We start from the raw sequence: 15,159 nt of genomic DNA, 5'->3' as shown, positions 1-15,159 counted from the left end.
TTAATGTTCGTAGATAAAGCTAAGATTTATGTTAAGGCCGGAGACGGCGGGGATGGTATCGTTGCGTTTCGTCGGGAAAAGTATGTACCGGATGGTGGCCCAGCAGGTGGTGACGGTGGCCGTGGTGGCGACGTTATCTTCCGCGTAGATGAGGGCTTGCGTACGCTGATGGATTTCCGTTATCAGCGCCATTTTAAAGCGGACAAAGGGATTAAAGGACGTAACAGAAGTCAGCATGGGGCGAACGCTGATCATATGATCGTTCGGATTCCACCTGGAACCATGTTAATTGACGATGATACTCAAGAGGTCATCGCCGATTTGACTCGTCATGGTCAGCAAGTTGTTGTTGCCCGTGGGGGTCGTGGGGGTCGTGGGAATGCTCGTTTTGCAACAACATCTAATAAGGCTCCAGAGCTAGCAGAGAACGGCGAAGAGGGTCAAGAACGGTATATTGTTATGGAACTTAAGGTTATGGCTGATGTGGGACTTGTAGGCTTCCCGAGTGTGGGCAAATCTACGCTACTGTCGGTCGTATCCGCAGCTCAACCAAAGATTGGTGCATACCATTTCACTACGATTACACCGAACTTAGGTGTAGTAGATGTTGGGGATGGACGAAGCTTTGTAATGGCGGATCTGCCAGGATTAATTGAGGGAGCTAGTGAAGGCATAGGACTTGGTCATGAATTCCTACGTCACGTTGAACGTACACGGATCATTATTCACGTAGTGGATATGTCTGGTTCAGAGGGGCGTGATCCCTTCGAGGATTGGGTTCTCATTAATGACGAGCTGAAGCAATATAATGCGGCTCTAATTGATCGTCCTCAGATCGTGGCCGCGAATAAAATGGATATGCCAGAGTCAGAAGAGAATCTCATCGCTTTCCGAGAACGCGTAGCTGAGCTGCGTCCGGATCTTGAGATTATGCCAATCTCCTCGCTTACCCGTCAAGGTGTTCAGGAACTGTTATATCGTGCAACGGATATTCTTGATAGTATTCCGGTGGCACCGGTAGTTGAAGAAGTATCAGGAACAACTGAACGTAAGGTTTATAAGCTAGAAGCGGAAAATGATAACTCATTCACCATTACACGTGATAATGAAACATATGTGGTCAACAGCCCTCGTATCGAGAAAATGTTGAAACGTATGCAGCTTAGCACACATGATGCGATTCTAAAGCTCGCCCGGACTTTGCGACATATGGGTGTAGATGCAGAGCTTCGTAAACGTGGAGCTGTAGAGGGGACTATTGTCCGTATTGGTGAGTTCGAATTCGAGTTCGTAGAGAATAGTAGTTACTATTAATATTTAGCTGATTACAAAGCGTGACTTGTGTTCTCCTGTAAAGGAAGACACAAGTCACGCTTTTTTTAAATATAAGAAAGTATAAGTTTCACACCATACTATATGTCTTATATTTCTCGCTTAAACGCTTACCGTCCTTATAAGGACGTCAAAGTCGTTTATACTTGTTTACATATCGAGTATATTTTTTTCATGAAAAGAACCCAAAACACGATATATATCGTATACAATAAATATCGAAATACACAATTTCCCATCCGGGAACGCATACGTTATTCATATATCATAGATGATGAAAGAGGGAATAGCAGATGGCAATTATAGAAGTGGTGAAGTACGACGGTCCTCCGGGGATTTTCGCATGGAAATATCCTAACCAAGAGCTAGGGACATGGACACAGCTAATCGTTAATGAATCTCAGGAAGCGATCCTATTCAAGGGCGGACAAGCGCTTGATTCCTTTACGGCAGGGCGGCATACCCTGAGCACCGCTAATATTCCTATTTTATCTAATATCGTTAATCTTCCTTTCGGTGGGAAGTCACCATTCACAGCAGAAGTATGGTACGTGAACAAAACCAATTCGATGAATGTTAAATGGGGAACAAGCGCACCTTTACAACTCCAGGATCCTAAATACAAAATCATGATTTCTGTTCGTTCCTTCGGACAGTTTGGTGTAAAGGTGGATAATCCACGTAAATTTTTGTTGCAGCTCGTTGGAACGCTTCCTCAGTTTGATCACGATACGCTCGTAAATTATTTTCGCGGCTTGCTTATGTCGAATATAAATGAACTGATCTCATCCTACCTTGTGCATAAGCAAATCAGTATCTTGGAGATTAATGCCTATGTTGCAGAGATCTCAAAGCATATTCAGGGGCGGTTAGCATCGACTTTTCTGGATAATGGTCTTGAGCTGAATAATTTCTATATTGATTCGATTAATATTCCTGATGATGATCCGGCAACGATTCGATTAAAGGAAGCTTTAGCTAAAAAAGCAGAAATGGATATTATCGGCTTCAACTACCAGCAGGAGCGGGGCTTTAACACGATGGAAAAAGCAGCAGGCAATCCTGGCAATCTTGGAGTGGGCATGATGAATACCGGGATGGGGCTTGGACTTGGTATGGGATTTGCTGGCCCGGCTATGGATATGGTGACTCGTATGACCCGAGGGATGAGTTTTGATTCAGGAACTACAGTTGTACGCCAAGAGCGCTCCTGTTCGAAGTGTGGGGTTATGAATTCTGTTGAGGGAAGGTTCTGCAGTGGCTGTGGGCATGCTCTGGAGAGCATTCAGCAAAGCACACCGTCCGGAAACAAGATCAATTGTTTGGAATGTGGACATGAACTGAAAGCTGGAGCTAAGTTCTGTCCTGGCTGTGGCAATCCTTATCGTGCTTGTCCAACCTGTGGGGCAGATAATCCTGAGGGTGCATCTTCCTGTGTCTCTTGTGGAAAAGAAATGCCTAAAGCCTGTGGTAAATGTGGAGAAATGGTATCGCCAGGGGTGAAATTCTGTCCTCATTGTGGAGACAGCTTGGTTATTAAATGCGGAGGCTGTGGGCATGAGCTGAAGCCCGGACAGAAATTTTGTGCCGAGTGTGGAACGAAAGCAGGCTGAAGGAGGACGTAATGAACAAGGGCAAAAGCTATATTCGTATCATCACCATTATTTATGTGGCTGCTATAATACTAACGGTGTTCTCCTTTTTAGGGTTAGGGTTCTCTGAATCGCTGTTTCGATTCGTGACTTCGCTTGTTGCTGTTCTGTTGGCTGAGAGCGTAGTGTATGGCTATTGTATTTTTTGGCTCCGTACTGCAGGAAGTGTGCAGCGAACCTCACCCGTTCTTATCAGTGGTGCATTCATCACGGGAATCTATGCGGCTGTCGTATTTGTATCCGCTATTGTTTTCGATTGGCTGCTGGAGTTGTCGCCTCTGTGGTATGCTGCCGTTCAACTGCTGATTCTTTTGATTGGTGGAATCACACTACCTGTGATCAGGATTTATGGATGGAATGCCGAGACTGAAGAGCAGCAAGTGAAGAGGTCCTTGCAAGCATTTCGGCAGCACCAGAGTGAATTAAACGAGATTAGTGTGCTGGCGAGTAGCTGGAAGAATTCCGAATCTGAACAGCTTGTGAAGGTACTCAATGAATTACGAGATCAATTCAAGTTCAGTGATCCTGTATCAGATCCGTCTTTATATGCTACTGAGGATATCATGCATCAGCAGATCTCCCTATTGCATGATCATGTGAAGCTTCTGCTCATGACTAATGAGCCACATGAGAACTGGCAAGCTGAAATCAACGAAATGGCCGAGAGTATTGAGGCTACACTTGAACGGCGAAATCATGAATTAGCGGCACTTAAATAGGAGGAAATAACTACATGAACAGATTGAACATACAAGAGCCGTCACCGACCCCAGCGGGGAGTGTAGCGGTTCCTCTGATTAAATTAGACCGGACTGGGTTTGATTATGTCATTCTTGCAGCAGCATATCTATTCACACCCATTGGACTCGTTCTTGCATTGTTACGTTTGATGCTAACTCATTATAAAAATCATCGGAGACCCACCAATCTAAATCTGATCATGCATGTATTTATCGGAGGATTTGTTGAACTCTCGATTGCAATGTTCGTGGATACCATGAGTGGAAACACTGGAGCTTCCGAATTATTAACGATCCAGATTTTCCTTGCAGTCATATTTTTGATTCCGGCTTTTATTCTTGCGAGTGTGACAGCAAAAGCTAAATATACACTTTCTAAGCTTAACACTTCTTATATAGAGCTGATTCAAAATAAAAATATCCGATATGTCGGCAGTATATCTGAACGGATAGGTCAAAGCGATAGCGATGTACGGAGAGATGTCCAGTATCTAAAGAATAAAGGATTATTGGATATTGATATTGTACTTTCCGAGGGGCGTCAGACGCCAGATCCATCCATGGCAGCACCTAATCTTGTACATCATGGAAGGACTTCAGGCTTCGAAGCCCAAGCTTCGGGACAGCAGATTCATTCTCAACCGCAGTCCTCACCACTGCTGCCTAAGTCCATCCGTTGTCCGGGCTGCGGAGCACAGAACACGGTTCAGCCTAGTCAGTCAAAGAGCTGTGAATACTGTGGCACGATGATATCGTACAGTTAATGCCAAGGTTCTCCCTGTGCATTGTAGATATAACTTAACTAGGGGAGATATAAGATGAGTAAATTGGATATACGAAGGCAGCCACCAACAACAGGCAAACCGATATATAAGCATGAATATGAGCGGACGGCGTTTGATTATACGACTATTGTGTTTGCGTATGTATTTGCTCCGGTTGGCTTTATATTGGCTGCCATTCGGTTATTATCTACACATTCCAAGAGACAGCGCAAAGCAAGCAATATTAACCTGTTTTATCATGCGTGTATGGGTGCCTTTGTAGAATTGGCGATCTATTTCATAATTAGCAAGCTACTTGGTCAAATCGATTATGTCGCACTCTTGATCAGGCTGGTGATTATCTACGCATTGTTTAGGATTCCCGCCATCAAATTGTCGGTTAGGGCCGTAGGATGGAGAGAGGGATTCACCTATCTTTGCAATGACTATATCGCATTGGTTCTTGTGGACGGCATAAGGCATATCGGCAGCCTATCCGATATTCGCGGATTCAGTGAAGAGAACGTCCGCGAGGTTTTGGAATATTTAAAAGATCAGGGAGTACTTTCTCCAGATATTGTTTATTATGAAGGACGTGTAGACAATCCATTTGTAAAATTGCCGCCGAAGCTTATTTATTCCAAACGGGCACAAGCACTGGTGCGTGCGCCTGAGAATAACCTTCGCTACCGTAACAAGCGAGACCAGACAGTGTTTGATCGAATCATCATGGCGATTGCCTATTTGTTTGCTCCGCTTGGGTTTGTACTTGCGATGCTTCGTTTTGTAAGCACTCATTATAAGAATGAGCGGAAATCATTTAACTACAAATTGCTCTATCATGTATGTATGGGAGCTTTTATGGAACTTGCCGTCCTCTTCGCCGTGGGGACCTACAAAGGGGATTTTAAGTGGTTCACTTTATTAATCATTCTGGTGGTCCTCTACTTGATCTTTATAATTCCGGCGGACAGCTTTGCAGGGAGGGCTACCTTCGCAACAGAAAACTTTGATTTTCTGTGCAAGAAGTATCTCATGCTGATCATAGTGGATGATGTTAGACATATTGGTAATTTAGCTGATATCACGAAACAAAGTGAAGATGATGTACGTAGAGACCTACGGTATTTGGTGAGATGGGGGTTACTTGCTTCTGATCTTGTCTATTATGAAGGACGTGTTAAGCTCTTAGATAAACAACCGCCCAATCTTGTGCATCCTGACCGGGCACAGCCCTCCGCGGCATCAGAGAACCAACCATCATCTGGGCGGCAGTCATTACCGGAGAATAGGCCTAAGCCACCTGTCCAACTGCCGAAATCCATCGTTTGTCCGAGTTGCGGTGCTAAGAGTAGAGTACTTCCTGGTCAGGACAAGATCTGTGATTATTGCGGGACGACGATTCCATACAGTTAGAGTACATACGAGTGCCTACTGCCCCCAGGAATCTGGGGTTTTGCTCCAACTAACTCCCCGACCTCAGAGTATACATATAAAGTTATTGCATTTTATAAGTCTTTTCCGATATAATGTCCACTAAGAAAACACAAAAGTCTTTGAGGTGAGGACGTTCGTGAAAGAACGCTATTATTTGGTCCGTGAGGACATATTACCTGATGCTGTACTTAAGACTATGCAGGTCAAACAATTGCTTGAGGCCGGGGATGCGAAGACCGTACATGAGGGTGTAGAACAGGTAGGATTAAGCCGAAGTGCTTTTTATAAATACAAGGATGGCATTCACCTGATCCATCAGCTCGAACGTGAGCGAATTGTTACGATCTCTATGGATTTGGAACATGAATCTGGGATGCTCTCCAAGGTTCTAGGATCTGTGGCGGGGCATGGGGCTAACGTGCTGACGATTCACCAGAGTATCCCGCTACAAGGACGAGCGAATGTGGTGATCTCCGTGGAAATCTCACATTTGAATGAGGAGCTCGGAGAGATGCTTGATAGCCTGAAGGATATTCCGGGAGTGAAGCGCGCCCTAATCGTTGGACAGGGATAGAGAATTTATATACGAAAACTTTTAGGAGGATACTGATGAAGCCGGTTAAAGTAGGATTGCTGGGTCTGGGAACTGTTGGTACAGGTGTAGTTCGTATCGTGGAAGGAAATCAGGAGGATTTGAGCAGTCAAGTAGGCTCTCCAATACTCATTGAGCGCATAGCGGTGAATAATTCCAATAAGCCACGTGATATTGAGGTCGACCCTGCCAAAATAACAACAGATCCATGGGATGTTATTCGTGATCCTGAGATTGATGTAATTGTTGAAGTGATGGGTGGTATCGATGGAACGAAGGAATATATCCTTGAAGCTTTGGAACGTGGTAAGCACGTCGTAACTGCGAACAAGGATTTGATGGCGCTGCACGGTTCGGAGATTCTGGCTAAGGCGCAAGAGAAGCAATGTGATGTTTTTTATGAGGCTAGTGTTGCAGGTGGTATTCCGATTATTCGGACGCTTATCGAAGGCTTTTCTTCAGATAAGATCATGAAGATTATAGGTATTGTGAATGGAACAACTAATTACATACTAACCAAGATGAGTCAAGAAGGCGCCTCCTATAGTGATGTGTTAAAAGAAGCGCAAGATCTAGGATATGCAGAGGCTGATCCAACTTCCGATGTTGAAGGTCTGGATGCTGCCCGCAAAATGGCGATTCTCGGAACCTTAGGCTTCCGCACTAACGTGGAGCTACATGACGTCAGTGTGAGCGGGATTTCAGAAGTGAGTAAAGCCGATATTGCTTTTGCAAAGCGTCTCGGATACGAAATCAAACTGCTAGGCATTGCTGAACGTCAGGATGAGGAATTCAGTATCAGTGTTCAACCGACCTTAATTCGAGCAAGTCACCCACTTGCATCCGTAAATGGTGTCTTCAATGCAGTTTATGTGTACGGTGAAGCAGTAGGAGAGACGATGTTCTATGGCGCGGGTGCGGGTGCAATGCCAACAGCAACTTCGGTGGTAGCTGACTTGGTAGCTATTATTAAGAACCTCAAGCTGGGTGTCAATGGATTGAAGCAAAAAGTACCTTATAAGCAGAAGAAGCTTAAGAGTGATGAGGATATCTTTTATAAGAACTTCCTACTTTTACACGTTGACGATAAAGCAGGCGTATTGGCCAAGATTACTCAGGTGTTTGCCGAGTATGACGTGAGTCTTGATTCGGTAGTTCAACAAGCCAACCCAAATAATCCTGATGCGGAAATTATTATTGTTACCCATAACGCCAGTAAAGCTAGTATGAACAAAGTGCTGCGCCACTTTAAGGAACTGAAAGTCATCCACCGGATCAAGAGTCATTATCGTGTGGAAGGTTAGAACTGTAGCTGCACTATACTTTCTATATTTAATCAATGAGTAAGGAGATTGCACCTGTTATGAGTACTTATGGAGTAGCAAGGGTTAAAGTACCTGCTAGTACTGCCAATCTTGGTCCGGGCTTCGATACTCTTGGCATGGCTTTGCCGCTGTATGCCTGGATTGAGATGGAGGAAGCAGAGGAGACAGTTTTTCATCTATATGGTGACGAGATGAAGGGAGTGGCTCGGGATAAGAGTAATTTACTCTATCAGGTCGCTCAAATGGTATTTGCAGAGGCAGGCGTTGCGGTGCCTGAAATATCTATCTCGATGTACTCTGAGATTCCGCTTACGCGTGGACTGGGCAGCAGTGCTTCGGCCATCATTGGGGGCATGGTCGCAGCTAATACGATGATCGGCTCTCCGCTCGATGATGCCAAGCTGTTTGATATGGCTACCCAGCTTGAGAAGCATCCTGACAATGTAGGAGCTTCCTTATTTGGTGGCATCATTACCGCAGTGTGGGACGGTGCTCATGCGGATTACGTTCGCCTTGAACCACCACAAGATCTTGAGGTTCTTGTGGTTATTCCTGAATTCGAGCTGGAAACCACAAAAGCACGGGGAGTGCTTCCAACAGAAATCTCAGTTAGTGATGCTGTGTACAACATCAGCAGAACTTCTTTAATGACAGCCTCGTTTGCGTCAGGTCGGCTTGACCTGATCAGTAGAGCGATGCAGGATCGTCTGCATCAGCCCTATCGTGCAGCACTTATTCCAGGCATGGAGAAGCTGCTCGCGGAAGCGCCTAGCCATGGTGCTTTAGGAATCGCACTTAGCGGTGCCGGTCCTACCCTACTGTGTTTAGTTGATCGCCAGGAGACTCGTAAGCATGAGCTTGAGGCTTTCCTGAAGAATACGATGCAAGAACACGGCATCTCTGCTCAGACTTGCTGGCTGATGCCTTGTACTTCAGGTGTTACATCAGAGTTGCTTCAAAGAAACGAGATGCAAAACGTATCATTTTTGGATATGATAAAAGGAGAAGTACGGTCATGAAATCAATAGCGGTATTGCCGCAGGGCTCCGTATCTCACGAAGCGCTGCTGCATTTGTTTAACGGCGAGCCTGTAAAAATTGTGCATCACAAGTTAATTTCCGATGTCTTTCTCTCTACGGCTGGTGGCATCACTGATTACAGCGTAATCCCGATTGAGAATACTATTGAAGGCTCAGTTAGTCTTCATATTGATTGGCTCATCAATGAAGTCGATCTACCTATGCAGGCTGAATGGATCTTTCCATCGATACAGAATCTCATCGCTCACCCGCTGGAATTTAGAGATACGAACGGCAATAAGGATTTCACTAAAATGAAAAAAATCCTTTCGCATCCTGTTGCAATGGCACAATGTATGCAATTTGTTCGTAAGCATGCACCTTGGGCTGAACTGGAGTCGGTCGGAAGTACCTCTGAAGCTGTTGAAATCGTTAAGAACAATCCTGGCAAGGGCTGGGCTGCGATTGGTACTGCACTTGGCGCAGCCACACATGGGCTGGAGATTGTAGATCGGAAAGTTACAGATCACAACAACAACTACACGCGATTTGTCCTTGTCGGCCCGCAGAAGGTAGATCTTCCACGGAGCAGCAATGGTGTAAAGACGAGTGTCCTAGTAACGCTGCCGGAGGATTTTCCAGGTGCTTTGCATCAGGTCCTCGCTGCCTTTTCTTGGCGGAAGCTAAATTTATCGCGTATTGAATCACGACCAACGAAAAAGAAGTTGGGTACTTATTATTTTTATATTGATGTGCTGGAACCGATAGAATCAGTCCTGCTGCCAGGAGCTATCGAAGAGATTAGCGCTTTAGGCTGTCAGGTTCGGATTCTGGGCTCGTATCCCACATACACCTATGAGGAAGAGAAAGCGGAGGTGCAGTAAATTCATGGCTGAACAATGGATCTATCTGGATGGACAACACGTAACTAAGGAAAATGCAAAGGTATCCGTTTTTGATCACGGTTTTTTGTATGGAGACGGCATATTTGAAGGTATTCGTATCTACAATGGGAATATTTTTAAATGCAAAGAGCATTTGGACAGACTATATGATTCGGCGAAGTCGATCATGCTGGACATTCCGCTCACTTATGACGAGATGCTGGAAGCTATGGCTGAAACAATTCGCCTTAACGACATGCGTAACGGTTATATTCGACTGATCGTATCCCGTGGTCCTGGTAACTTGGGTCTTGATCCACGTCGTTGTCCTAAAGCCAGCGTAATCATTATCGTTGAACAATTGGCTATTTACCCAGAGCAAGCGTACATTAATGGGCTTCGTGCTGTTTCTGTATCCCAACGTCGTAATATTCCGGATGCACTGAATCCGAAGATTAAATCGCTTAACTATCTCAACAATATCCTAGTGAAAATTCAATCCAATCTGGCAGAAGCCGATGAAGCGATTATGATGAATGCTCAAGGTTATGTAACTGAGGGATCTGGCGATAATATTTTCATCATCAAAAATGGTGTGGTCTTCACTCCTCCTTGCTATTTGGGAGCACTTGAAGGAATCACACGTCTGGCGATCATTGAGCTGTGTGAGAAATTGGGTATTAAGCTGAAAGAAGAACCGTTCACTATGCATGATGTTTACATAGCGGACGAGGTATTCTTCACGGGAACTGCAGCAGAAGTTATTGCTGCACGTGAAATTGACGGCCGAATCATTGGTGAAGGACAAGCGGGTCCAATCACTTTGAAATTGCTTGAAGAGTTCCGTAATGTAGTGGACAAAGATGGCTATAAGGTTTGGGAATAACAGTTAATTAAATAATGCACTCTTTTACTTGCTTTTTGTGTAAGGAGTGTTAAATAGGCATCAGTAAATCCTTTCATGATACATGAAGAAGATATCCGTGAGTCTGCGGTTAATCTTTTCATGGATCTTGAAAGGATTTTTTTTATTTCAGGGATGTCATTCGCCCATGGGCTGCATAAGATGTAGTAACGAAGGAGGCGGCTGTACCGCATATAACTTTGTAAGAGAGCAATGTTCCATCCAAAGGGTGTTTGCTTTCAAAGCCAGTTTTGCAGTGTAGCTGTAAGAAAGCAATACTCCACAAAACTTTTAGGAGGTTAATGCTACGTGAAAATACACATTGTCAAACAAGGCGATAGTCTGTATGCATTATCGCAAAAGTACGGAGTGCCGTTACAAAAAATTATTGAAGCTAATCCACAGATCAGTAATCCGAATGTGCTGGCACTTGGTGAAAAAGTAAAAATACCTACGGCTCCTGTATCCGTACCGGACAACAGTGAAGTTTACTACAAGCATACAGTCAAACAAGGAGATACCTTATGGAAATTATCTAAGGCGTGGGGAATCCCATTGAAGGATATGGTTGAAGCAAATCCCCAGCTAAAGAATCCAAATGTATTGATGTTAGGTGAAGTAGTAAACATTCCTAAAAAGCCATCAAATTCTTCACCTGTACAGCCAGGCTACATGCCTTCTAATGCTTCTGAGAAAACACAAGTTGGCGGGAAGGAATATACGGGTCCAAAACAACAGCCAGTAGCTGAGGTAGTTCCTGCACCAAAACCGGAAACTAAACCAGAAGTCAAACCAGAAACTAAACCGGAAGCAAAAGCAGAAAACAAACCAGAAGCTAAAGCAGAAAATAAACCAGAGGCTAAAGCGGAAACTAAACCTGCACCAAAACCATCGTCAAATATCTCGCCTTTATACAATTCCGCACCACACCCATCAATGAACATCGCCCCTATTAATACTCAAAATGCTGCACCTAATCCTGCGCCGAATATGCAGATGGAAGTTGCTCCTGTGCAAGAAATTGAAATGCAGAGCTTATTTGTTCAGATTACAGTTCCAAATCAAGAGCCCGTAGCACATCATGAGGCACCAAAAGCTGAGATGAAGCCAGTGGCTAGCAAAAAGGAAATGGCAGATTCTTGTGACAATATGGGATATCCAGGTCTAGGAGGAAATCCTTATCTCTATGATTCTTATCAAAATAACCCTAATATGAACATGAATTGGGCACCAAGTTATGCTCAGCCAGCCTCATATGGACCTGAATGCATGTCCCCATACTACTTTTCAGAAAATATGTATTCACCTAACGTGAGCCCAGAACAATGGAATCCAAATGCTGCACCTAATGTGAGTCCAGAACAATGGAATTCGAATGCTTGGCCTAACATGAGCCCAGAACAATGGAATCCAAACGCTGCGCCTAATGTGAGTCCAGAACAATGGAATTCGAATGCTTGGCCTAACATGAGCCCAGAACAATGGAATCCAAACGCTGCGCCTAATGTGAGCCCGGAACAATGGAATCCGAACGCTTGGCCTAATATGAGCCCAGAACAATGGAATCCAAACGCTGCGCCTAATGTGAGTCCGGAACAATGGAATCCAAATGCTGCACCTAATGTGAGTCCAGAACAATGGAATTCGAATGCTTGGCCTAACATGAGCCCAGAACAATGGAATCCAAATGCTGCACCTAATGTGAGCCCAGAACAATGGAATCCAAACGCTGCGCCTAATGTGAGCCCGGAACAATGGAATCCAAACGCTGCACCTAACAATATGGAGGCTAATGTTTCAGGAATGAATCCGATGTATGGGATGTCATCAAATCTTCCTTGGCCAACTACTTGTGGGTGTGGGGGAATGCATATTCAACCCTATTCATATGAAATGCCTGTATATAATACCTATCCAGCATACGGAAACCCGAATGCATTCTCTGCTTATGGAGCAGGAACACCTAATCAGGGAATCGTTCCAGCTTCTCCTCTTGGAGCCTTTGGCGGGCCTATAATGTCGAGTATTCCGTCTAATCCGCAGTATCCAGGTATAGGTAATTATTCGCAACATAATCGGGTTCCGGAAATTCAAGATCCTGAAGCGTTTGTACAGGACGCTCCTGAAGTTGCTAGAACAGTGAGTGAGGAAGCTACCTCTGGTGCTTCTATCAAAAGTAAAGGAACTGCAACGAAGGAAACGGCATCAAAAGCAAAGACCTCGAGTCAAAACAGCAATAAGAAAAACAAAACAGTTGTGAAGTCTCAACGTTCAAATGCAGGTGGTCGTACAGTGAGCTCTAAGAAACGTAGAAATCCGTGGATTTCTAATTAATACTATTCCGAATTAACATCCGATCTCTCTTTAACGTGTAGGTTCTGAATATTAGAACCTGCACGTTTTTTTATGAGAAGATGTGAACGAGATGTAGGACTGAGACGGAAGTAATTATTTTTGATTTTTTTTTAATTCAGGGGTTGTTTTTAGAGTGGGTTATATGTTACATTATAAATCCAGTCGCAAAGAGGAGATATAAACTTTCGGTTGGTGAATGTAAATCTGAATGAAATTACAAAAGACTTTGAAAAAAAAGTGTTGCAATTCATCGGAATACATGATATATTATAAGAGTTGCTGCTGAGACATTAAACGGCGCCAACGAGAACTTGATCTTTGAAAACTGAACAACGAGTGAGTAGGAAATCACGAAAGTGAAATCCAAAATAGAGAATTAATTTTCTCGTCAGATGTTTCAAAATGAGCATATCGCTCTTTTCAATACTAATTGGAGAGTTTGATCCTGGCTCAGGACGAACGCTGGCGGCGTGCCTAATACATGCAAGTCGAGCGGAGTACTTTTGAAAGCTTGCTTTCAAAAGTACTTAGCGGCGGACGGGTGAGTAACACGTAGGCAACCTGCCCCTTAGACTGGGATAACTACCGGAAACGGTAGCTAATACCGGATAATTTCTTTTTTCTCCTGAAGGAAGAATGAAAGACGGAGCAATCTGTCACTGAGGGATGGGCCTGCGGCGCATTAGCTAGTTGGTGGGGTAACGGCCCACCAAGGCGACGATGCGTAGCCGACCTGAGAGGGTGAACGGCCACACTGGGACTGAGACACGGCCCAGACTCCTACGGGAGGCAGCAGTAGGGAATCTTCCGCAATGGACGAAAGTCTGACGGAGCAACGCCGCGTGAGTGATGAAGGTTTTCGGATCGTAAAGCTCTGTTGCCAGGGAAGAACGTCCGGTAGAGTAACTGCTATCGGAGTGACGGTACCTGAGAAGAAAGCCCCGGCTAACTACGTGCCAGCAGCCGCGGTAATACGTAGGGGGCAAGCGTTGTCCGGAATTATTGGGCGTAAAGCGCGCGCAGGCGGTCATTTAAGTCTGGTGTTTAAACCTTGGGCTCAACCTAAGGTCGCACTGGAAACTGGGTGACTTGAGTACAGAAGAGGAAAGTGGAATTCCACGTGTAGCGGTGAAATGCGTAGATATGTGGAGGAACACCAGTGGCGAAGGCGACTTTCTGGGCTGTAACTGACGCTGAGGCGCGAAAGCGTGGGGAGCAAACAGGATTAGATACCCTGGTAGTCCACGCCGTAAACGATGAGTGCTAGGTGTTAGGGGTTTCGATACCCTTGGTGCCGAAGTTAACACAGTAAGCACTCCGCCTGGGGAGTACGGTCGCAAGACTGAAACTCAAAGGAATTGACGGGGACCCGCACAAGCAGTGGAGTATGTGGTTTAATTCGAAGCAACGCGAAGAACCTTACCAGGTCTTGACATCCCTCTGAATCTGCTAGAGATAGCAGCGGCCTTCGGGACAGAGGAGACAGGTGGTGCATGGTTGTCGTCAGCTCGTGTCGTGAGATGTTGGGTTAAGTCCCGCAACGAGCGCAACCCTTAACTTTAGTTGCCAGCAAGTCATGTTGGGCACTCTAGAGTGACTGCCGGTGACAAACCGGAGGAAGGTGGGGATGACGTCAAATCATCATGCCCCTTATGACCTGGGCTACACACGTACTACAATGGCCGGTACAACGGGAAGCGAAGCCGCGAGGTGAAGCCAATCCCATCAAAGCCGGTCTCAGTTCGGATTGCAGGCTGCAACTCGCCTGCATGAAGTCGGAATTGCTAGTAATCGCGGATCAGCATGCCGCGGTGAATACGTTCCCGGGTCTTGTACACACCGCCCGTCACACCACGAGAGTTTACAACACCCGAAGTCGGTGGGGTAACCCGCAAGGGAGCCAGCCGCCGAAGGTGGGGTAGATGATTGGGGTGAAGTCGTAACAAGGTAGCCGTATCGGAAGGTGCGGCTGGATCACCTCCTTTCTATGGAGAATCGTTTCCTGCAATGGAGACATTCAAATCGGAAGTTAAACTTCCAAATCTCAGGTTTAGGCCTGTTACTCACTCGTTGCTCAGTTTTGAGAGTTTAAGCTCTCAGTAAGACTTGATCCTTGAAAACTGGATACCGAAACGAATTTGCGTTTTAGAACATC

11 protein-coding genes and 1 rRNA gene are annotated in these 15,159 nt (G+C 45.2%); all 12 read left to right on the top strand.

Going from position 1 to position 15,159, the window contains the following annotated elements; all coding sequences use genetic code 11:
- The first annotated feature begins 3 nt into the window (after positions 1 to 3).
- The 12 genes from obgE to QNH28_RS23380 all read left to right on the top strand — a co-directional run bounded on the left by obgE (position 4) and on the right by QNH28_RS23380 (position 14,989).
- Complete coding sequence (gene obgE / locus QNH28_RS23435; protein ID WP_283908758.1) at positions 4 to 1,314, top strand: GTPase ObgE; 1,311 nt, start codon at positions 4 to 6, stop codon at positions 1,312 to 1,314.
- Between the two features lie 311 nt (positions 1,315 to 1,625).
- On the top strand, positions 1,626 to 2,945 hold the full coding sequence (locus tag QNH28_RS23430) for an SPFH domain-containing protein (protein WP_283908757.1): 1,320 nt from the start codon (positions 1,626 to 1,628) through the stop codon (positions 2,943 to 2,945).
- An 11-nt stretch (positions 2,946 to 2,956) separates the two neighbouring features.
- Positions 2,957 to 3,703, top strand: coding sequence for a hypothetical protein (locus QNH28_RS23425; RefSeq protein ID WP_283908756.1), 747 nt, complete (start codon positions 2,957 to 2,959; stop codon positions 3,701 to 3,703).
- 14 nt (positions 3,704 to 3,717) lie between these two features.
- A complete protein-coding gene (locus QNH28_RS23420; RefSeq protein ID WP_283908755.1) occupies positions 3,718 to 4,488 on the top strand; it encodes a hypothetical protein in 771 nt (256 codons plus the stop codon).
- Between the two features lie 54 nt (positions 4,489 to 4,542).
- Positions 4,543 to 5,904 (top strand): hypothetical protein, encoded by a 1,362-nt coding sequence (locus tag QNH28_RS23415; protein ID WP_283908754.1) that lies wholly within the window; start codon positions 4,543 to 4,545, stop codon positions 5,902 to 5,904.
- Between the two features lie 157 nt (positions 5,905 to 6,061).
- Positions 6,062 to 6,499 (top strand): ACT domain-containing protein, encoded by a 438-nt coding sequence (locus tag QNH28_RS23410; RefSeq protein WP_060621882.1) that lies wholly within the window; start codon positions 6,062 to 6,064, stop codon positions 6,497 to 6,499.
- A gap of 35 nt (positions 6,500 to 6,534) precedes the next feature.
- Positions 6,535 to 7,821 carry a homoserine dehydrogenase gene (locus QNH28_RS23405; protein WP_283908753.1) on the top strand — a complete coding sequence of 429 codons (1,287 nt, stop codon included), beginning with the start codon at positions 6,535 to 6,537 and terminating at the stop codon, positions 7,819 to 7,821.
- Positions 7,822 to 7,880: 59 nt separating this feature from the next.
- Complete coding sequence (thrB, locus tag QNH28_RS23400) at positions 7,881 to 8,861, top strand: homoserine kinase (RefSeq protein WP_481858403.1); 981 nt, start codon at positions 7,881 to 7,883, stop codon at positions 8,859 to 8,861.
- Positions 8,858 to 9,745 (top strand): prephenate dehydratase, encoded by an 888-nt coding sequence (gene pheA, locus QNH28_RS23395; RefSeq protein ID WP_283908751.1) that lies wholly within the window; start codon positions 8,858 to 8,860, stop codon positions 9,743 to 9,745. Before thrB ends, pheA begins: the two co-directional genes overlap by 4 nt.
- A gap of 4 nt (positions 9,746 to 9,749) precedes the next feature.
- Positions 9,750 to 10,631, top strand: coding sequence for a branched-chain-amino-acid transaminase (gene ilvE, locus QNH28_RS23390; protein ID WP_042191145.1), 882 nt, complete (start codon positions 9,750 to 9,752; stop codon positions 10,629 to 10,631).
- Between the two features lie 327 nt (positions 10,632 to 10,958).
- On the top strand, positions 10,959 to 12,983 hold the full coding sequence (locus tag QNH28_RS23385) for a LysM peptidoglycan-binding domain-containing protein (protein WP_283908750.1): 2,025 nt from the start codon (positions 10,959 to 10,961) through the stop codon (positions 12,981 to 12,983).
- Between the two features lie 448 nt (positions 12,984 to 13,431).
- Positions 13,432 to 14,989 (top strand): 16S ribosomal RNA (locus tag QNH28_RS23380).
- The last annotated feature ends 170 nt before the right edge of the window (positions 14,990 to 15,159 follow it).

The organism is Paenibacillus sp. G2S3, assembly GCF_030123105.1.
Taxonomy (GTDB): domain Bacteria; phylum Bacillota; class Bacilli; order Paenibacillales; family Paenibacillaceae; genus Paenibacillus_AQ.
The sequence above is the reverse complement of the archived record's forward strand: the minus strand, read 5'-3'. Positions and strand labels throughout refer to the sequence as shown.